21 protein-coding genes are annotated in these 19,586 nt (G+C 60.4%); 6 read left to right on the top strand and 15 right to left on the bottom strand.

What is annotated here, in order from left to right; genetic code table 11:
- Positions 1-29: 29 nt before the first annotated feature.
- The 4 genes from ACSQ36_RS34465 to ACSQ36_RS34450 form a co-directional block, all read right to left on the bottom strand.
- Positions 30-836 carry an SDR family oxidoreductase gene (locus tag ACSQ36_RS34465; protein WP_436185525.1) on the bottom strand — a complete coding sequence of 269 codons (807 nt, stop codon included), beginning with the start codon at positions 834-836 and terminating at the stop codon, positions 30-32.
- Entirely contained in the window at positions 830-1,282 is a 453-nt protein-coding gene (locus tag ACSQ36_RS34460) for a GlcG/HbpS family heme-binding protein (protein ID WP_436185524.1), read from the bottom strand. Before ACSQ36_RS34460 ends, ACSQ36_RS34465 begins: the two co-directional genes overlap by 7 nt.
- Positions 1,279-1,707, bottom strand: coding sequence for a nuclear transport factor 2 family protein (locus ACSQ36_RS34455; RefSeq protein WP_436185523.1), 429 nt, complete (start codon positions 1,705-1,707; stop codon positions 1,279-1,281). Before ACSQ36_RS34455 ends, ACSQ36_RS34460 begins: the two co-directional genes overlap by 4 nt.
- A gap of 130 nt (positions 1,708-1,837) precedes the next feature.
- Positions 1,838-3,469: an FAD-dependent oxidoreductase gene (locus ACSQ36_RS34450; RefSeq protein ID WP_436185522.1), complete on the bottom strand. Its 1,632-nt coding sequence runs from the start codon at positions 3,467-3,469 to the stop codon at positions 1,838-1,840.
- Between the two features lie 215 nt (positions 3,470-3,684).
- Between ACSQ36_RS34450 and ACSQ36_RS34445 the strand changes: the two genes are divergently transcribed.
- The 4 genes from ACSQ36_RS34445 (at position 3,685) to ACSQ36_RS34430 (ending at position 5,805) form a co-directional block, all read left to right on the top strand.
- A complete protein-coding gene (locus tag ACSQ36_RS34445) occupies positions 3,685-4,140 on the top strand; it encodes a MarR family winged helix-turn-helix transcriptional regulator (RefSeq protein WP_436185521.1) in 456 nt (151 codons plus the stop codon).
- A gap of 194 nt (positions 4,141-4,334) precedes the next feature.
- A complete protein-coding gene (locus ACSQ36_RS34440) occupies positions 4,335-4,649 on the top strand; it encodes an EthD family reductase (protein WP_436185520.1) in 315 nt (104 codons plus the stop codon).
- 131 nt (positions 4,650-4,780) lie between these two features.
- Complete coding sequence (locus ACSQ36_RS34435) at positions 4,781-5,467, top strand: type 1 glutamine amidotransferase domain-containing protein (protein ID WP_436185519.1); 687 nt, start codon at positions 4,781-4,783, stop codon at positions 5,465-5,467.
- Positions 5,468-5,517: 50 nt separating this feature from the next.
- Complete coding sequence (locus ACSQ36_RS34430; RefSeq protein WP_213765241.1) at positions 5,518-5,805, top strand: muconolactone Delta-isomerase family protein; 288 nt, start codon at positions 5,518-5,520, stop codon at positions 5,803-5,805.
- A 76-nt stretch (positions 5,806-5,881) separates the two neighbouring features.
- On the opposite strand, the gene ACSQ36_RS34425 is transcribed toward ACSQ36_RS34430, so the two are convergent.
- The 3 genes from ACSQ36_RS34425 to ACSQ36_RS34415 all read right to left on the bottom strand — a co-directional run bounded on the left by ACSQ36_RS34425 (position 5,882) and on the right by ACSQ36_RS34415 (position 11,091).
- On the bottom strand, positions 5,882-8,659 hold the full coding sequence (locus ACSQ36_RS34425; protein WP_436185518.1) for an ATP-binding protein: 2,778 nt from the start codon (positions 8,657-8,659) through the stop codon (positions 5,882-5,884).
- Between the two features lie 458 nt (positions 8,660-9,117).
- Complete coding sequence (locus tag ACSQ36_RS34420; RefSeq protein ID WP_436185517.1) at positions 9,118-9,663, bottom strand: hypothetical protein; 546 nt, start codon at positions 9,661-9,663, stop codon at positions 9,118-9,120.
- A 21-nt stretch (positions 9,664-9,684) separates the two neighbouring features.
- The gene (locus ACSQ36_RS34415; RefSeq protein ID WP_436185516.1) at positions 9,685-11,091 is read right to left on the bottom strand and encodes a carotenoid oxygenase family protein; all 1,407 of its coding nucleotides are present in this window, start codon (positions 11,089-11,091) and stop codon (positions 9,685-9,687) included.
- Between the two features lie 104 nt (positions 11,092-11,195).
- Between ACSQ36_RS34415 and ACSQ36_RS34410 the strand changes: the two genes are divergently transcribed.
- On the top strand, positions 11,196-11,918 hold the full coding sequence (locus tag ACSQ36_RS34410) for a TetR/AcrR family transcriptional regulator (RefSeq protein WP_436185515.1): 723 nt from the start codon (positions 11,196-11,198) through the stop codon (positions 11,916-11,918).
- A gap of 114 nt (positions 11,919-12,032) precedes the next feature.
- Here ACSQ36_RS34410 and ACSQ36_RS34405 read toward each other — a convergent pair whose 3' ends face one another.
- The 4 genes from ACSQ36_RS34405 to ACSQ36_RS34390 all read right to left on the bottom strand — a co-directional run bounded on the left by ACSQ36_RS34405 (position 12,033) and on the right by ACSQ36_RS34390 (position 14,924).
- Positions 12,033-12,668, bottom strand: coding sequence for an SRPBCC domain-containing protein (locus tag ACSQ36_RS34405; RefSeq protein WP_436185514.1), 636 nt, complete (start codon positions 12,666-12,668; stop codon positions 12,033-12,035).
- Between the two features lie 13 nt (positions 12,669-12,681).
- Positions 12,682-12,960 carry a hypothetical protein gene (locus ACSQ36_RS34400; RefSeq protein ID WP_436185513.1) on the bottom strand — a complete coding sequence of 93 codons (279 nt, stop codon included), beginning with the start codon at positions 12,958-12,960 and terminating at the stop codon, positions 12,682-12,684.
- Between the two features lie 37 nt (positions 12,961-12,997).
- The gene (locus tag ACSQ36_RS34395) at positions 12,998-13,867 is read right to left on the bottom strand and encodes a type 1 glutamine amidotransferase domain-containing protein (RefSeq protein ID WP_436185512.1); all 870 of its coding nucleotides are present in this window, start codon (positions 13,865-13,867) and stop codon (positions 12,998-13,000) included.
- 115 nt (positions 13,868-13,982) lie between these two features.
- Positions 13,983-14,924 (bottom strand): NmrA family NAD(P)-binding protein, encoded by a 942-nt coding sequence (locus ACSQ36_RS34390; protein ID WP_436185511.1) that lies wholly within the window; start codon positions 14,922-14,924, stop codon positions 13,983-13,985.
- Positions 14,925-15,175: 251 nt separating this feature from the next.
- Between ACSQ36_RS34390 and ACSQ36_RS34385 the strand changes: the two genes are divergently transcribed.
- Positions 15,176-16,054, top strand: coding sequence for a LysR family transcriptional regulator (locus ACSQ36_RS34385; protein ID WP_436185510.1), 879 nt, complete (start codon positions 15,176-15,178; stop codon positions 16,052-16,054).
- A 110-nt stretch (positions 16,055-16,164) separates the two neighbouring features.
- On the opposite strand, the gene ACSQ36_RS34380 is transcribed toward ACSQ36_RS34385, so the two are convergent.
- From ACSQ36_RS34380 to ACSQ36_RS34365, 4 genes are read right to left on the bottom strand one after another with little or no spacing between them, the layout of a single operon-like run.
- Positions 16,165-17,349, bottom strand: a complete 1,185-nt coding sequence (locus tag ACSQ36_RS34380; RefSeq protein ID WP_436185509.1) for a serine hydrolase domain-containing protein — start codon at positions 17,347-17,349, stop codon at positions 16,165-16,167.
- A gap of 47 nt (positions 17,350-17,396) precedes the next feature.
- Positions 17,397-18,125, bottom strand: a complete 729-nt coding sequence (glnQ, locus tag ACSQ36_RS34375; RefSeq protein ID WP_436185508.1) for a glutamine ABC transporter ATP-binding protein GlnQ — start codon at positions 18,123-18,125, stop codon at positions 17,397-17,399.
- Positions 18,122-18,778 carry a glutamine ABC transporter permease GlnP gene (gene glnP, locus ACSQ36_RS34370; RefSeq protein WP_436185507.1) on the bottom strand — a complete coding sequence of 219 codons (657 nt, stop codon included), beginning with the start codon at positions 18,776-18,778 and terminating at the stop codon, positions 18,122-18,124. Before glnP ends, glnQ begins: the two co-directional genes overlap by 4 nt.
- A complete protein-coding gene (locus ACSQ36_RS34365) occupies positions 18,775-19,527 on the bottom strand; it encodes a transporter substrate-binding domain-containing protein (protein ID WP_213765230.1) in 753 nt (250 codons plus the stop codon). Before ACSQ36_RS34365 ends, glnP begins: the two co-directional genes overlap by 4 nt.
- Positions 19,528-19,586 lie beyond the last annotated feature (59 nt).

Raw genomic sequence — 19,586 nt, 5'->3', positions numbered from 1 at the left:
ACCCGTCGACCGAGTACTGACAAGCGCCGCTATTCGATGCGTCTATCCCACATCGCGGCCTGGTGTTTCCTGAGAAGCTCTTCCACGAACTGCGGTACGACGTTGCGAAATTTTCCCTGGTTATCGGGCACGATCTCGACCATGCGCGCAATCATGTCGGACGGGTCGAGACGGCCCTCGGGGTTGCCGATCAAGGCCGCATAGGTGTCACGCAACGCTTGGCGCCCTGTGAAATGAACGTCGTCGTTCAGCCATCGGAACGCGTTCTCCGCCATCGCTTCGTTAAAACCGGTCAGGAACGCGCCTGGATTGATTGTCTGAACCTGAATGCCAAAAGGCTTCATTTCCTGCTGCATCGCCTCCGCCATCGCTTCGATTGCGTGCTTGGTTGCCGCGTAGGCGGAAAAACCCGGCGGGCTGAAGAGGCCGCCCATCGACGAGACGAAAACGACTTTTCCTGCTTTCCCAGCATCGATCCAGCGCTTCACAACTTGCTGGGTCAGGTGCAAAGGCGCGAATACATTGATCTCGAAGTTGCGGCGCACCAGGTCGAGCGGAATTTCCGCGATCGGACCGCCTTCTCCGATACCTGCGTTGTTTAGGAGAACGTCGAAGTCCCAGGTCAACGCATTCGCGACGTCGTATGTGTCGAGCAGATCGAGCTTTTCGACGCGAACATTATCGAGGCCCAATTCAGCGACTTTTTCACGCAATTGCGTCACCTGTGTCCAGCTATGTGCCGCAGCGATGACACGGTGGCCATTTTGTCCGAGGCCAAGCGCTGTGCCTTCGCCCAGACCTGATCCCGCGCCGGTTATCAGTATCGTCTTCAACATGACCGTTCTCCATCCACGCGTTCGCCCGCAAGCAGCGACAGTTGTTCGAGCCATGCCGACTGACCGGCCTTGGCGATTGTCCGATCCTCGGTCACCTGGCCGCCCGATACGCCAATTGCACCGCACAGTTCACCGTGTGCGTCGAGCAGCGGCATGCCGCCCGCGAAGGTGACCAGACCGTCGTTGGTCAGTTCAAGACCATGCGCCTGAGCATCGGGTTTGCAAACCTCCCAGATCTGCTCGGTATCGGTTTCGAACAGGATCGACGTTCTGGCCTTCTTGATTGCAACATCGATTGTTCCCAGCCACGCGCGGTCCATCCGCACAAAGCCCTTGAGATGGCCGCCCACGTCGAGTACGGCAATGCACGCGGCTACGCCAAGCTTTCCTGCATGTGCTTGCGCGGCCTGAATCACATGATCCGTTTGAGAAGAGGAGAGGTTCATCGTTCGCTCGTCCTGTCGACAACGTCTGCCAGGCCGCCGGGGAACATCGCGTCCGCTGCGGCAAATACGTTGAGTGCTTCGCGCAGCAGGACGATCTTGCCGTTCGCGGCGGTGCAGTGGCCAAAGAAGCGCTGGTGGACCGTTTTACCGGAAATGCCCGATTGGTGATGAATCGTGTATTCGCCAAAAGCCTGCTCGGGCGTGTCGATATAAATCTGCACATCAACGAAGCGAAAACCCGGGTACATCCGTTCATGCAGAAAGGTTAGGAATGCATCAATGTTCGCTGGCCCTTCATAACGTGGCTCGACCCCCAGATCGGACAGATAGGGCAACTCAAGTGCGCCATTCTCGGCAAAGAGCGCAGCGGATTCGCGCGCGCTTCCATCGATATACGCTTGCAGCAGTTCCTTTGCGGTTTTCATGATTCAAGCCTCCTCGGCGGGTTGAGCAATTGCCTGGGTCGCAGAAACGCGGGGCGTTTACCGGCCTCGCGATTCAGGCGTGTTATCGAAACAAGAGAGATCAATGAACGGCTCATGCGAGCGGGCATGGTTAAATTCCCGCCAGCACCTGATGCACCATGTGCACGACGATGGAACCTTCTCCCACCGCCGATGCAACGCGTTTCACGTTTCCCGCCCGCGCGTCGCCCACGGCGAACACGCCTGGCAGACTGGTTTCGAGCATGTAGGGACGTCGCGTGAGCGTCCACGGCTGCGGCGGCGTGGCATGTTCCAGATCCCGGCCTGTCAGCACGAACCCTTGTCGGTCGAGCGACAGGCAGCCAGCAAGCCATCCGGTTTTCGGTGAAGCGCCTGTCATGACGAAGACATGCCGGACCGGCTGCGTGGTCACTTCGCCCGTCGTCTTGTCGAGCCACGACACCTCTTCAAGGTGGTCGTCGCCGCTCATGCCGGCGAGCTCGCTGTTGAAGTGCATGTGAATGAGCGGATTTTCTTCAATGCGCTGGATCAGATAGCGCGACATCGTGTCCGCCAGACCATGCGACCTGATCAGCATCTGTACGCCCGCAGTGTTCTGCGCGAGAAACACGGCGGCCTGTCCGGCGGAATTGCCGCCGCCGATGACGACCACGGGCTCGTCCTTGCACAGTTGGGCTTCCATGAAGGTGGCGTTGTAGTAAATGCCGCGACCCGTAAAGCGATCGATGTTTGGCAGCGCGGGCTGGTTGTACGTGGCGCCGGTGGCAAGCACGATGGCGTGGGTGAGGATCTGTTGGCCGTCATCGAGTGAGAGCCGGTAGGGGCGTTCATTGCAGTTCAGGCGTGCGACGTTGCGTGCCACCATGATCTTTGCACCGAATTTTTCCGACTGGGCGATCGCGCTTGTCGCCAGTTCCTGACCGGACAGCCCGGTTGGAAAACCGAGGTAGTTTTCGATCCTCGAGCTGGAGCCAGCTTGTCCACCGGGCGCAGCACGCTCGATCACGAGCACATCGAGCCCCTCTGATGCGGCATACACCGCGGCCGCTAGTCCTGCGGGACCGGCGCCTACGACCACGATGTCGCGCACTTGGGAATCGTCGATATTCCTGTTGAAACCCAGCGCTTCGGCGACTTCGCGTGGCGTTGGATTTCTCAGCACTTTTCCGTTGTTGCAGATCACGACAGGGACATCGTCGCTGCATACGCCGAAGCGGTCGAGCATTTCCTGAGCCGTGCGATCGGTGTCGAGATCGACGTAGGCGAAAGGATGGCCGTCTCGCGTCAGGAATTCTCTAAGCGCGAGCGTCCCCGCTGAATAACGTGAGCCCAGAATGAGCACGTTGCTATGACCATCGCTGGACAACTTGAGACGACGTGCGAGAAACGCCTTCATGAATATGTCGCTTAACTCAGCATCCTTGCTGATCAACGTACGCAGATTTTCTGCGCTCAGTTCGAGCAGGCTCGATGACGTGACGGCCTGGCATCGGTAGATCGATCGCCTGCCGGCAATCATCAGCAATTCCCCGGAAAACTGGCCTGCTGAGTAGGTCGTCACCGTTTGCTCGATGCCACCCGCGAACGAGATGATCCGGATATTGCCGTCGATCACGACGTACACCGGCGGCGTGTCGTCGTCAGGGTCATAAAGCACTTCACTGGCTGCGGCCTGTCGCGGTTTCGTGAAGACGCGAACCCGTTCAAGCTGCGATTCGGTGAGTATCGGCGCGTAAGACATGACAGCCTCCTGTTCCGGCAGCGCGACCTTCAAAACCCGCGAGGAGCGTCCGGCTCGCACCCTCGCCCACAACTTGATGATGGGTCGCTCCAGCGGAATTCGCGAATAAATCGATATAAATTGCTGCTAACGCAGGGTTGCGGGCGCGACATAACAGGAATGGAGCATATGCACGGATTTATCTATACTCGAACGATCGTGCTCAGGAAATCGATATGAAAGCTTTGCAGTGCAATTGCTCGACCCTTCGCAGCGCGGCGCGAGTACTCAGCGCCGCGTACGACGAAGCGCTCCGTCCCACAGGCTTGAAGATGACCCAGTTTTCCATTCTTGCGCGCCTCGCGGCCGTTGGTCCGATTACGCAAAATCAGTTTGCCAACGTGCTTGCTATGGACCGTTCTACCTTGGGACGAAATCTGCGGCCCCTCCAGCGCGATAAATTCGTGCGGCTCGATATTGGCGAAGACCGGCGTGAACGGGTTGTCGACCTCACCGCGGCTGGCCGGCGCATGCTGGCCAAAGCGATGCCGCTGTGGGAAGAGGTCCATCAGCGCTTCGAAGACAGCTTTGGCGCAGCGGAGGCGGTTCGGCTTCGGCATGCGCTTAACGTCGTCATCAAGGTTGGCCGCGAGTTGTCGTCGCAGAACGAGGACGGCGTGGACCAAGCCTGATGAAATGGCGCGCTCATTATTCACATGCCGGCGGCGGGTGGCATGCATTGAAGGGCGTTAGCAACCTTTAGCAACGCTTTAGTTGCTGCTAGTGTTCCGGCTGCACGAGAATTGGCTCATCGTGACCTTGTGATGTGGCGTCCGTCACATTTCTGCCCAATGGGTCCCTGCCATTCCCGCTGAAGGAGCGCGTCATGATCAAGGTTAGCGTGATGTACCCGAACATGGCCGCAGCCCGGTTCGATCATGAGTATTACCGGGACCGCCATATGCCGATGGTCAAGGCCAAGCTGGCGGAAGCTTGCGCGTACTACACGATTGACAAGGGTCTCGCCGGCGGAACACCCGAAATGCCGGCGCCCTATGTCGCGATGTGCCACGTTTTCTGTGAATCGGTGGATGTGTTCCAGGGCGGCATGGCGCTTCATGGCAATGCGATCTTTGGTGACATCGTCAATTTTACTGATCTCGTTCCGGTGGTTCAACTGAGCGAAGTCGTGGTCGGGTAGCAATATCCACCACGAAAGAGTAGTCATACTAATAAAATCTATAGCTGTCATTGACCTGTTGCGCCGGAGTCGATCATTGCGACACGTTGCGTAGCGGGATACCCTCGACATCATCATTCAAGGAGCACGCCATGAAAGCCCTTTTTGTTATTTCCAGTTTCGAGAACGGGGCCTGGTTGTCGGAAATCACCCATCCTTACTGGCACCTCATCGAACGTGATGTCGAGGTGGATTTTGCCAGTCCGAAGGGTGGCAAGGTCGGCTGGTCTCCCTATAGCGATCCCTATGCGGAGGGTACGACGGAACCTCACGACCTGGTCAGCAAGGGATTTCTGTCCGATCCCTCGCTGATGGCGAGGCTTGCGACGACCCTCGCCCTGCAGGATGTCGAACTGGATCAGTACGACGCCGTTCACGTGGCCGGCGGACAAGGCGCGACCTTCGACCTCTATCCGAACAAGGACCTCGCGAAAGTGCTGGAGCATTTCTGGATGCGTGAAAAGATCGTCGCCGCGATCTGTCACGGAGCGATCGCACTCGGCAATATTCCCGAACTGATTCGCGGCCGGCGCGTCACGGGGTATCCGGCTGCCGGCGATCGCGAACTGGAGCGTCTCTTCGGCGCGGGTTTCATTCCGAGTTATCCGCAGAAGGTGCTCGAAGAAACGGGAGCGCGCTATCAGGAGGCGGGCACCGATGCGCCGTGCGTTGTCATCGACGGTAAATTGCTGACCGGTCAGAACCAGCAATCCGCTTCGGAGTACGGCATTGTCCTGTATCACTTGATGTCGGGTCACTCCCCTGTAGTGAGTGCATAACGCTTCGGCATAGCATCAGATTGTTGGCGGGCTCGCTGTTGGAGGTGTCCATGTTATATCTCGTCCATATGCAGGTTGTCATTCCCGCAGGCACGAACCCGGCCGAGCTTGAGCGTTTGCAAGCGGCGGAAAAAACTTTCTCGCAGCGATTGCAGACAGAGGGCAAGTGGCGACACCTGTGGCGCGTGACCGGGGAGTTCGCGAATTACAGTGTGTTCGATGTCGAATCGCACGATGAACTGCACACGTTGCTCACCGCGTTGCCGCTCTACCGGTTCATGACTTCCGTCCACGTCACGCCGCTTGCGCAGCATCCGTCGGCGCTTGTGGTGAACTGAGCGTGATGGCTGGCGTCGCATGTCTGGACGCCTGCGCTGCCACTCTTCGGATGGCGTCGACTCACGGGCCCGCGAACTACGGCGCGCAGTTGTCGAGCAGCTGCAACGCAGCCTGATAGTCCGGCGTTGCAGACTTGTCGGGAAACCGTTCGAGCACAGACTCAAGCGAAGCTCGCGCCTCGTCGAACCTGAGTTGATCGCGCAGTATCCCGCCAAGCGTCGTCGCGCTGCGCAACTCCCAGGCGAGTGCGCCTTGTTTGCGCGCGATTGCAAGTGAGCGGGCCAGCATCTCGATCACGCTGCTGACAGCGGTCGTGTCGCGCTCGCGAAGTAGCTTGCAGGCTTCGAGGCGCAGGATTTCCGCCGAACACCAGATCGGGTTCGTGGACCAGGCGCGCTCAATCAACTGCGGCGATGCGAATCCTTCCGCGAGCACGCTGTATTCCTCGAAATGCCGATAGCCCCATTGCGTGTCATCGCAGCGCCGGCGCGAGATGGGCATGGCGAGCGCGGCAAACGTGGTGGTCAGAAAGCGTCGATAGGCCTCAGCAAACCGATGCCAGAACGACACGGCCAACGCGGCGGAATGCTCCTCCAGAAGCACAAGGTTGCGGCTGGCCATTGCCAGTTCACCTGCCCATAGCGCAACGGGACACGCCCCCATCGCCGTGGCAAAGCAAATGGACAGCGTGTGCTTGCTGGCTATCGCCACCGATACACTTTCGTCTGCCAATTCAACCGCCCGTGTCGAATTGCCCTCCAGCCAGAACACCCGTGCGAGCATTGCGTGATGGATCACCTGCGGTACATACAGAAACTGTGTTCGCTGGCTGTCCGGCACCGAGGCCGAAGCCGACAATGCAGACGAAAGCCATTCCCTCGACGCCGGCAGATCGCCTTGATAAACGTGGGTAATGCCTCGCATCGTCATATAGATGCTTTGCCCCAGCGTGTCCGGATGCAGATTGGCGTACGTCTCGGCTTCGACCAGCGCCGCGTCGTGTTGCCCGAGACCCTGGTGATACCGCCAGGTGCCAAGAGCGGCCATGGTTCGCGTTTCCACGTCACCCAGCTGTTCTGCGATTTCGTCCACGCGAGCATAGAGTATGGGCAATTCCGGCGCGCTGCCCTGGGTGTTATAAAGCGCCTTGCCGATCGCAATGAGAATCTTGGCTTCGGCCCGTAGCGTCTGTTTCGACGGGGCACCGATGAAGGTGAGCGCTCGTCGGCCATACGACATGTATTCGTCGACCAGCGACAGATTGTCCCAAACGAACCACGACGCTGCGGTCAGCAGTAGTCCCAGGTTCCTGTCGCCACTTTCGCTAAAACACCATTCGAGCGCGATGCGGATCTCAGCGGCGACCTGCCGGAAACTGGTCAGCCAGTTCACGTCGTTCATGCTTTGCTCGAATGCCGGCTCGCTCACCCGTTCATAAAAGTGCCTCGCGTGCCGTTGACGAAGGAGGTTGGCCTCAGGGTCGTCATGCAGTTTCTCCAGCGCGTACGCACGCGTCATGTCGAGCAGGCGAAAACATACCCTGCCATTCGAAAACTGCAGCACGACCAGCGACTTTGCGACGAGATTGTTCAGCGATTCCTTGACCCTTTCTGCATCGAATATGTCATCTGGAAGGACCGCTACGACCGATTCGCGCGTGAATGTCGCCTTGAAAACGCCAAGCCGGCCGAATACGGCTTTCTCGGCATCGTTTAGCAATCCGAAACTCCAGTCGAGCGTCGCGCGTAACGTGCGGTGTCGCGGCTGCGCGGTTCGGCGGCCCTTGGTCAGGAGCGCCAAACTGTCGCTAAGTTCCTCGACGAGACCGGCGAGTCCGAACGTGTCGATGCGCGCGGCTGCAAGCTCGATCGCGAGCGGAATACCTTCGAGCTTGCGGCACAGGTCCGCGAGCAGCGGGGCCTGCGCATCGGTGAGGGTGAAATCGCTTACGACCGCCGCCGCCCGCTCCACGAAGAGTTCGGCGGCGGAAAACCGGATCAGGGCTTCGGCGGTCATCGGCGTGTCAAGTTCGGGCGGCACCTCGAGCGCCGAAAGCTGACGGACGGATTCGCCTTCCGCACGCAGCGGTTCCCGGCTGGTGGCCAGAACATGGACGTCGGGCGCGGTTCGCAGCACGGCCTCGACCACTTCCGCCGCCCGGTCGATGACGTGCTCGCAGTTGTCGAAGACCAGCGCGACGTGGCGGTGTTGAAGGTGATTGACGATCGCCGCGAGCGAGGTCTCCGACGCAACCGGTACGCGCAACGCTTCGGCGACCACGGTCGACACCAGTTCGGGATCACTCAGCATGGCAAGGTCGATGAAGAAACAGCCGTCCCTGTAGCAGCCCTTGAGTGCATTGGCGACTGCGAGCGCCACACTGGTCTTGCCGATACCGCCCGCGCCCACAATGGTCACGAACCGATTCCCGCTGACCAGTTTCTTGATCTCGTTGACGAAGGGATCGCGCCCGACCAGCCGCGTCAGTGGCAGAGGTAATTCAGCAGGAAGGGTGCGCTGATCGGGTACCGGCTTGTGGCGTTCGACCTGCGTTGCAAAGCGGTATCCTCGGCCTGGCACATTGAGGATGTATCGTCCCCGATTCTGGCTCTCGTCGAGAGCCTTGCGCAGCGACGTGATGTGGACGCGGAGATTGTTCTCATCGACGATCGTCGTCGGCCAGACGCGCGTCACGATCTCCGCATTGCTGACGACCTCACCGGCGCGCTCAACCAGTAACACCAGCACTTCGAACGCACGCTGCCCAAGGGAGACCCGCTGCCCATCGCGGACAAGCGAGCCTTCTGCGGGACTCAGTCGGAATGGGCCAAACGTGTAAGCGGTTTTATCCACGCAAGCTCTCGATGTCATTGTTCGATGCACAGTGCAGCGAGCGCGGCGACGCGCGTTTGTTGCACGAAGACTGTCAGCAGCGCGGCGGTAATCGGAGCATGTGTATTCGTATGTCGAAAGCAGTTTTCGATCTGCCGTTATTTCCCGTGAGTGGGCCTAACAGCGGACAGGCAATCGTGCTGCATCGCGGACGATCGGACGCGCCGATATACAAATTACGAACGGCTTTCGTGGCGTTCGGGAAATACGGGTACATACCCATAATAGTTCACCGAAAGCCGTGAAATCAATATTTTGCGCGTTTCAGTCTGAAGGGGTAGCGGTGATCGCTACCGTGCTGGCGCGCCAGCGGTGAGTTCGCGCTGCTTTGCGCTTAAAGATATTGGAGTTAATTGGTTGCCGCGGTCAATTGCCTACAGAGGCTGGCGACGCCCAACGCGCCGGCGCAGCTCCTCAGTTCACGCTTGCTTCGCCGCCTGCTGTTCGGGATACCATGACGTAAACTTCATCGCCGCGACAAGTGCCACTACCGTCGCGATGACGCCCGTCGAATGTGGCAGCGCCGGCACGTAAGCCATCACGATATCAGCCATCGCGAGCACGCCGAATGCAACGGCCCACGCCGCGCTGATCACGTAGTTGATGCGCGCGAAATCCGGGCTGTCCCAGTGCTCGCGACCAACGGTCTCGCGTGCGTACTGCAGCGTGAACGGCTGCCGCAAAGCGATCGACGCCAGCACGATCAACATCAACCCCGCATCGACACGCAGCCGAACCGCGGCGATCGACCATTGCACATTATTCGTGAGCGCATAAGCCGTAAGCGCGCCGAACAGCAAGACCGTACCGACCTCCAGCAGCTTGACGCGGCGGCCCGTCGCGAGATCGCGCACCAGCAGGACGGCGGCGATGATCGTGCCGGCCGCGAGTCCCGCCGGCACACCGGCCAGGCGCTCAATCACTGCGAAGGCGATAAAAGGGGCAAACGCTAAAAGAAGATTCATCTCGAACTCCAGAGTGTTCAGTTATCCACGCGCGAGCGCAAGGTCGCGCGCCGCGATCCAGTTACCATGAAAACCGTTCGGCACACGGTGAGGAATCTCGACCGTTGCGAGCGGCCCTGCCGAAACATGCCGCGCATCGAACACCAGCAGATCGCTGCGCATCTGCGCACCACGAAACACCACCGCGAGAATCCAGCCGTCGCCTTCTTCCGACCCTGCCTCCCGCGGCACGAACACCGGCTCCGATGTCGCGTCGTCATCGTCCAGCGCGTAGACGTCCTTTCGCGATCCGTGGTCGTGGTCGATATGCACGATCCGCGTAAAGAGACCGCCGCCTTGTTCTGCGTGCCCCGCAAGCCAGCCGTGACGATACTGCGCGCCGGCAAAGCGCTCGTCGACGCGGGGAAACTCTCCCGTCGCATCGGCGATAACCTCACTGGTTGCAATGCGCTCAGGGCGACGCAGATCGAACGTCCAGCGGCACAGACGTGCATGGCCGACATCTCCGATTGCGCGGCCATCCGGCCAGGGGAAATTCGGCGGCGCATCGAATTGCATCACGTCCATGTGAATGCAATCGTCACGCTCCCATGCGTTCATTACGTGAAAGACGAAGCACACAGGACCCTGCCACCAGTCAATCTCGCCGCTTCCGTCGCGACGCATCAGACCGACGAACGTGCCGAATTCCGGTTCCCACGCGTAGGCGGGACCGCCGGCCTTCACGCGCTCCGCGCTCGCGGTCAGCGGCGTCACCGGAAACAGCAGATGACGCGACGTGAACGCGAAATCGTGGACCATGCTCGCGTAAGGTGCATCGAACCGGCACACGCGCGTCACGCGGCCATTCGCATCGATGCTGCCTGCGGTCATTTCCGCGCCCAGTCCGTCAGGTCCGCCATAGCTGAAAAACAGCAATTCGCCGGTACGCGGATCGCGCTTTGGATGCGCGGTGAACGCCCCCCGCAATACGCCGCCGAAATCGACCTGACCGCGCGTACCCAGCGTCGCCACGTCGAGTTCAACCGGAGGATGTGCTTCTTCCAGCGCGAGCAACCGGCCGCCATGCATCAGCACATTCGTGTTGGCGACACCGTCGTCGAATGCCAGGCCTTGCGGGGCCGCGGCGCCCAGACCGCGGACGTCCGCGGCGGCGCCTGCCCGCTCCGCGCACCATCTCTGCGTGCGAACCCAGCGGTTCCGGTACGTAACATCGCCATTCGAGAATTCGAAACGGTGCACCATCCCGTGCCCCGCAAACCAGTGTTGCGCGGCATCCGGATGGTGCGGATTCGGGCCATTGCGCACCAGCGCGCCTTCCAGCCCGGCCGGTAAAGCGCCGCGTATGAACAATGGTCCACAGTCCGCTTCGAAGTCGATCGGCGGATGATTCGAGCGGTATGAAAGCGGTTGGGCAAGCTGGTTCATGTCGTCGGCTCCGTATGTTTCCAGTGGAAAGATTTTGACTTCATCGTCCCGCAAGGTCAAGATATCTTTTCATTGTAAAAATCTATCGGAGCAGATTCATCGTTATGAGTGAAGCGTCAGCACACCGCAAGACGTCGGCGCCAACGCCGGCGGAAACACCGCCGATCAGCCCGGGGCGCGACAAGCCCTATCACCACGGCGCGCTGCCCGAAGCGCTGTTGCAGGCCGCGGAGTCGGTGTTGCGGCGAGACGGGCTGCGCGGTCTGACACTGAGGGCGATCGCGCGCGAGGCCGGGGTGTCACACACTGCGCCGCAACACCACTTCGGCGACATAGCGGGCGTGCTGAGCGAACTGGCTGCGACCGGTCACCGGCGGCTGGCCGCGACGATGGCCCAGCACGCAAAGGGTATTGAACGCGGCAAGGCGCGACGCAAGGCGATCGCGCGCGGCTACGTGAGCTTCGCGGTGAATGACCCTGATCTGTTCCGGCTCATGTCGCGCAACGAACTGCTCGATCAGGCGCGGCCGTCGCTGATCGAGGGGCGGCAGGTTTCGATGCGTGGCCTTGCCGGCGTCTTCGGCGACGATCCGGAGCAAACGCAGGGCGAAGCAAAGGTGACGGTGCGGCCGGACGCGGCGCAGGCTGTCGCAATGACCGCCGCATGGGCTTATGTCCATGGACTTGCGTTGTTGCTGATTGACGGACGCCTCTCGGGCCTCGCCAAGGCGGCCGAAGGAATCAGTGACGCCGAACAACTCGTCGATGCCGCGATCGAGCGCTTGCAGATTGTCCCTGATAGTGCCGACCCGGCTCGCAACACATAAGACTACGGCTGACTTGCGACCATCGATGCGCGCTCGAGTCAGCCGGTCGCCAGAGCATAGGTGGGCCCTGCGCTGACCGAGTTCGTCGATGCGCAGGCGTCACGACAATACCCCTCAGCCTTCCGATAGTTTTTTCAGCTGCGTGATCCACAACTCATGGCCCCGGTGGAGCACGGCAGGGTCCGACTTGCGTCCGGCCGCCGCTGCGGGTCCTTTGGTTGCCTCTTCCGTTACGACGTGGCAAGACCCGTGCGAGGGGGTGAGCAGCCACGTGTGGTATGCGGTGACGTCCGGGCCTTTACCGAACCATCCGAGGCGTGTTTCAGGAGAATATTCGGCAACCGTACTATCGATATGTACCCCGAATGTTTTCCAGCCGAATTGCGCGCCGGCTCGCAGGACTGACCCGCCACCGGAGATTCGTACGTCATGAGAATTCGGATACCACTGCGGCCAACGTCGGGCATGGACGATGTGATTCCATACCGTCTGACACGGCGCGTCGATCATGATCTCGTTGTGCGAGAAAAGGTCAGCTTGTTCGGGGCCCAACGAAGTGGGCCAGTGGATTTTATTCGAGCGGCTGGCCAGATCAGTATCGACCTGGTCGGCGAACGCGGACTGGGATGTTGCCAGTGCCATGACGTCCAGGCACAGAAAAGCTGCCAGGATAACCGCAAGTATGCGAGGGTGGCGCCAGCCGTTGTAATTGTTCGCGGAACCGCCTTCGCGACATGCTGAAAAATTCATTAAGGATTGAATTTTAATACTCCATATCCACCAGGAAGGTATCAAACCGGCCCGTAGATAATTGACCATAGGCTGGCAAGTGTTTAAAGCTTGGCTTGATCGTCAGGCGAATGGGCATTTCATTCGAACCAAACGCTGGGCCGGGGGCGCAGTGCCCGGCAGTCAGAAGCGACTGAGGAGCTGCTTGGTTCTCACGCCGGGAAGTCCTGCGCAGATGCTTTGCCGCCACGATCCGCAGCATGAGAAATAGCTGTGATCTCGTCGTTACCCGGCCGCGTTCGAGGTCGAACAACTTGTATCGAGGGGGGCAGACGCGCCTGTGTCGACCGCTACTTCCAAGCCGACAGGGTTTGCAGAGTGAGATCCGCCAAGGCAGCATCGGATGCCGGATTCTGTCCGGTGATCAGTTCCCGGTCTTGCACGACATTCGATTTCCATCCCGCCACGGCCGACACCTTGCCTCCCGCGGTTTCCAGTCCTTGCTGCGGCGTGAATAGAGGATCTGCATGAAAGACGTTCTTCGCCGCGATGGATTCTTCTTCGTCGCTGAAAACCGTCATCCTGTAACCTCGATACGGCCATTTTGCGGCCAGGCTGCGAGCTTGGTCGACATTGCCAGCCTGCAACGCTGCCTGGTTCGAAGCGGGGTCGCGGGTCGCGGACAGTAGCGCGACCGGACCGTGGCAAAGGAGCACCGTCGTGCGGTGATGCGCATGAAAATACCGGAGAATGGAACCTAGATCGTTGTTTGCCATGAGATCGATCATCGGGGCGGGACCGCCCGGGACGAAGATCGCCTTGTACTGGCTCAGGTCCTGATGAGCGACCTCGTTCAAGGTGAGCGGATGGGCGAGCCCGGTCAGCGTGCCCTGGAATCGCTGGGCCGATTCGAGCGCGTCCTTGCTTCCACCAAAGTAATCTGTGGTGACGGACGACTGGTCCACTGCGGGGACGTTACCTTTGGGATTGGCGAAAACAAGTTCATATCCGGCCTCAGCGAACTTTTGAGCCGGTACGGTAAGTTCGTTGAGGTAATACCCGGTCTCGAACGTCTTGCCATCTTTCAGCGGCAGTACATGCTCGCTTGAAAGTACGATAAGAATCTTCCCCTTCGACTGCTGGGCGAGCAGCGGAGAGGACACGAATGAAGCTATCAGGGCTGCAAGGGCAGCACTAATCAAGCGTTTGCCGATTGTCATCTGAAATCCTTGTGTAAATCGATGTCGCGACACCCGCGCGAAAGGAACCGGGACGGAATCCGCATGGCGCAGCAGGCGTGGCGTACAGGCATACGGCCGACGTTGCGTATCGTGTTCATGCGCTGGACTTACTGATCATTCCGGTGAGCGCAGTTTCGAGCGAGGTGCCCCCGCGCGTGGTTTCGGTAGCAGGGCGTTCAAAGGCAATCCAGCCGGTGTTGAAACCATTTAGCATCTCGGCCATCGCGTCGGCCGATCGGGAAGTGAGTCCCCACGAGCGATAGGTCGAAAGCCATTGCGTCTCGGGCTGTACCTGGGCTGTTACCGGTTTTCCAAGGACCGTCGCCAAAGCGGCAGCGATATCGTGAGGAGAATATCGTCGCGGGCCCTCGAGTTCGACGATGCGTTGCCCGCGCCAGTCGGCCTGCAGAACAGCGGCGACAGTTGTACCGATATCGGCGGTGGCAATCATCGGCACCTCGCGGTCGAGCGGGTTGAGCATGCTCGGCAGCACGCCGGTCTCCTGCACAGAGGTGATCAATCCAGCGTAGTTCTCCATGAACCATCCCGCCCGGATCGAGGTGACAGCCGGCAAGTCGGCGAAGGCGCGCTCCATGTGATGCAGCTTTAAAATTGCGCCGGTACCGTGGGAATGCTGAGCCCCAATCGACGAAAGCAGCACGACCTTCGTGGGCGGTACCGCCCGCAGGGCTTCGTTCAATGCCTTCAGTGCAACGGTGTTTTCTGCGAACATGTCTTCGGACTCGAACCAGGTCGGCGTCATGATGAAGATGCCGTCCACGCCGTCAAAAGCGGTTTTCAACGCATCGCCGTCGTAGGGGTTTCCTACGACGACCCGCGCTTCTCGCGCGCGCCACGCTGCCGCTTTTTCCTCGCGGCGAACGATGGCTCGAACTTCGCTTCCATCGGCGAGCAGCTTGGTCGCTGCCGTTGCGCCGACATTCCCGGTAATTCCCATGATTGTGTAAACGGCCATGAATCCATCCTTTGTCGTTAACCAGCCGCCGCCGATGTGGCGGCGCTTGATGGATTGCATTTAATGACTTTGACGGCTTGAGATAAAGAGGGCTCTGGTTCAAGGACTATCCGCCCTCGCTTGATAATCGCTTAAGGTTGGCCGTTCCAGAGTGTCACCACCGTGTCTGGCCGGGAGCAGCCGTTGAATGCGAGAGGGCCGGGTGCGCAATCTAGTACAGGAACGAACACGGCGACTATTGACGCTTAATTTAACTTCCAGACTGGGTAAAATGGCACTATGGATTAAGGCTTATCAAGCAGAGGTTGTTAATGGATCGTCTGACGGGTATGGAAGTCTTTGTGCGGGTCGTTGATAAGGGGGGATTTACCGCAGCGGCCGAAGCAAGTGGCATGTCAACGACGATGGTCAGCAACCACATCCAGGAACTGGAGCGACGGCTCGGCGCACGGCTGCTGAATCGTACGACACGGCGTCACAGCTTGACCGAGATAGGCAAGGCGTTTTATGACCAATGCATAGATATCCTTACTAGAATCGATGGTGCGGAAACGGAAGCTCGTGAAATGCGCTCAGAGCCGCGAGGTCGCTTGCGTGTAAGCGCACCTGTGTCCCTGGGATCTCATCTGCTTTTGCCTTTGCTCGCGGACTACTTCAAGGCGTATCCACGGGTGGAAGTCGAACTGATGCTGAACGACAGGCTTGTCGATCTGGCGGATGAAGGATTCGATGCCGTGTTTCGCTTCGGCAAACTTGGCGATGTAGGATTGGTTGCGCGACCACTGCGGGGCCTCGGCCGGATCGTTTGCGCGTCCCCAGCCTATCTCGCGGAACAGGGCACGCCACGCAGTCCCGAGGAATTAGCCTCGCACAATTGTCTCTGCTTCCACTACATTCAGCCAGAGCGTGAATGGCGCTTCGACAAGCCCAAGAGCTGCACTATCTCGGTGTCGGGGCAACTGACGGTAAATAACGGTCCGGCGCTCCTGATGGCCGCGCTGGGCGGCATTGGCATTGTCATGCTGCCGGACTTCCTGGTGGCGAACGACATAGCGTCAGGCCGACTAGTCCAGCTGTTCCCGGAAGAGGACTTTTCGCGAGCGCCACTGCAACTGGTTTATCTTCCGGATCGTTACATGACACCCAAGCTGCGAAGCTTCGTCGACTTTGTCGTGGAACACCTTGCTTGAGTGGACCCGGGTTGGGCGAGCCGAGGCGCTGGGTCGGTAAGACGTCGATCATCGCGTCGATGCCTTTGCTTACTTGCTCGCGCGCCGATACGACAGCCTGTGCCGCGGCCTCACTTCATCGCCGCGATCGCTTCGAACAACGCGAGGTTCAGCAGCTTGACATCGTTATTGGCCGGTTCCGGTTGTGACGAGAACTTGGCGATCACCGTCTCCCGTGACGGGTCGACGTATAGCCACTGGCCATGGATGCCGATCGCGAAGCAGGCTCCGCTGGCGTTGCCAACCTGATACCACTTGTTGCAGTACTTGCCGTTCGGCAGCCAGGCTGAGAAGGTCCCTTGTCGCCATGCCTCGGTGCTCCCGCCCGAGAGCGTATCTTTCATCCAGTCCGCGGGTATCAGCCTGCGCTTGCCGACGGTACCGCCGAGGCGTACCAACTCGCCGATTCTCGCCAGATCGCGCACCGTCATGCACAGGCCGCCGCCCGAGCGCGCGGTGCCGGCGAGGTCCACCGTCACGCAGCCGTCCTGCCGTAACCCCAGTGGCTGCCACAGACGCTTGGACGCGAAGTCCGCGTAGCGTTCGCCCGAGGCACGCTCGATCACAAGGCCGAGCACGTCCGAGTTGGGGGAGCAATAATGGAAAGGACCGCCGTGCTCCCCCGCACCTTTGGGCAGCGAAGCGAGGAAGCCGATCACGGTCTCCGGTTGCTCACCGTCTCGCCGTGGATCCAGCAGGCCTGCCCGGCGGTAGCGGGCATAAACGCCGGTTGGATCGAGATAGTCTTCGTTGAACGCGAGGCTCGTGCGCATATCCAGCACGTGCCTGACGCGGGCGTCGCCAAACGCTGAATGCGCGAGCTCCGGCACGTAATGCGCGACCGGGGCTTCAGGGTCCAGAAGACCGTCGCCGACGAGCACACCGGCGAGCAGGCCCGCGACTGACTTGCTGGCCGAAAACAGAATGTGGCGGCTCTGCAGGGTAAAGTGCGGCGCGTGAAAATCAGCGACGAAACGCCCGGCTCGCGTTACCGTGATGGCATCGGTCGAGGTCTGCCGCAGAATCGCCGCTACCGTGCGGCGTTCGCCGTCGAGCACGAATTCATGTTCGGTCAGCGCGCCGGCATCGACCTTGGGTTCTTCGGGAAGACCGGGCGTGGCCGGGATTCGCGCCGTCGGGATCAACTCGTGGACATGGCGAAAGGCCCACACATTCCAGGGCGCCTCGCGCCAGTTGCCGTGCCGGACGCTGTCCCTGCGAAAGCCGTAGTCGCTTTCGAAATGTGAAGAGATCATCTTGGCTGCAGACTCCTATGGCAGGCGATCATGAAAAAACGAGGGGATCAATGAACGTGCTGCAGGAACTCGCGGAAGCGTTCTCCCGGCGGCGCCGACAGCATCTCGACCGGATTGCCGTCGTGCACCACGCGGCCGGCTTCCATGAACAGCAGGCGGGAACCGACGCGTTGCGCAAAGCCCATTTCGTGAGTGACGACGACCATCGTCATGCCCTCGCTGGCGAGCGTCTGCATGACCTTGAGGACTTCCTGGCGCAATTCCGGATCGAGCGCCGAAGTCGGCTCGTCGAACAGCATCAGCTTGGGCTGGACGGCGAGTGCCCGCGCAATTGCGACGCGTTGCTGCTGACCGCCGGAAAGCTGCGACGGATAGTGATGCATCCGCTCGGACAGACCGACTTTCTGCAGAAGCGCGGTGGCGATCTCGCGCGCTTCCATCCGCGTTTGGCCGCGCGCCCGGATCGGTCCGAACATGACGTTCTGCATTGCCGTCAGGTTCGGAAAGAGATTGAACTGCTGGAACACCATACCCGCTTCGAGCCTGATGCGCCTGACGTCGCGCGCGGAACCCAGCACGCTGATGTCGTCGACGCGCAGGTCGCCGTCGCTGATTTTTTCGAGTCCGTTGATGCACCGGAGCATCGTCGACTTGCCAGACCCGGACGGCCCGACGATAACCGCGACTTCTCCCCGTTCAATCGCGAGGTCGAGCGGATGCAGAACGACGTGGGAGCCGAAGCGCTTCGAGGCTTGCTTAAATTCGATCATGCTCATGGCAGGCGTACTCTCCGTTCGAGCACTCGCAGACCCAGCGCGAGCATGCTGATCACGAGCAGGTAGATGACCGCCACCGCGGTCCAGATCTCGACCGCCCGAAAATTCTCGGCCATGATTTCCTGCCCTCGCCGGGTCAGTTCGCCGACACCGATGACGAGAAAGATCGACGTGTCCTTGACCAGGTTGACGAACTGGTTGCCCATCGCCGGCAGCGCGCGCCGAAAGGCGATGGGGGTGATGACGTGAGCCAGCACGCTGTGAAACGGAAGCCCCATCGCGAGACCGGCCTCGCGCAGTCCGGCCGGCACGCCGTCGAGCGCGCCGCGGATGATCTCCGCGTTGTACGCGCCCGCGTTGACGATCAGGGTGATGATGGCGGCGCTGGTTGCACTGATACGGATATCCATCATGATCGGCAGTGCGAAGTAGACGAACATCACCTGGACCACGATCGGCGTGCCGCGAATCAAGGCAACGTAGATCTGGGCCGGGACGACGGCTAGCCGGCCGCCGTAGGTCAGCGCCACGCCCGCGAGCATGCCGAGCACGACGCCCCCGGCCAGCCCGGCCAGCGCGATCAGGAGGGTGAGCCGAAGGCCTTGCAGCAGGTCCGGCAGCGCGGCAATGACCGCCGCCCAGTCAAAGCTCATGACGACGCCTCGCCGAACCATTTCCGGTTGAGCGCCTGGAGCCGTCCGTCGGCCTTCATGGCGGCGAGCTGAAGGTTGGCCGCGGCGACTAGCGGGCTGCCTTTCTGGAAGCCGATGCCGACGTCGAGGCCCTCCAGAGCCGGCAGCACGACCCTTACCTTGTTCTTGCCGGCGTTGTTGGCGTAGTAGAGCAACAGGGGTTTGTCGTAGATGACTGCATCGGTGCGGCCGGCCTCCAGCGCAAGCAGCGCGTTGTTGATGCTGGGCAACTGCTCGAGCGTCGCGTCCTTGATGTGCTCCTTGACGTAGCCGACCGCGAGCGTGCCCGTTTCGGTGCCGATGTGTTTGCCGGCAAGATCGGCCGGCGTGTGGATGGTGTCATTGTCGATGCGGGTCAGCGCGATCAGGCCGCTTTTATAGTACGGATCGGAAAAATCGATAACTTGCTGGCGCTCCGGCTTGATGAATAGCTGAGACACGATTACGTCGATGTTGCGAGTCTGAAGCGCCGGGATCAGCGCGCCGAACTCCATCGGTTGCAGGCGCCATCGGCGGTTCAGCCCCTTCGCGATCTCGTTCCAGACTTCGACGTCGAAGCCGGTATAGGTGTCGCCCTGCTTGAACGCGAACGGCGGCGCGCCTACGTTGGAGCCGACGACCAGTTCGGCGTCGGCAGCCCGGACGGAACGGGACAGCAGGATGGCAGGCGCGGCTGCCAGGCTGAGTTGCAGCAGTTGACGGCGATTCATGGTTCTTCCTCCACGGTAAGGGAATCGTGCCGGGCCTGGCGTTTCCACGGCGGTCCGGT

Source organism: Caballeronia sp. LjRoot34, assembly GCF_964253815.1.
Classification (GTDB): domain Bacteria; phylum Pseudomonadota; class Gammaproteobacteria; order Burkholderiales; family Burkholderiaceae; genus Caballeronia.
The sequence above is the reverse complement of the archived record's forward strand: the minus strand, read 5'-3'. Positions and strand labels throughout refer to the sequence as shown.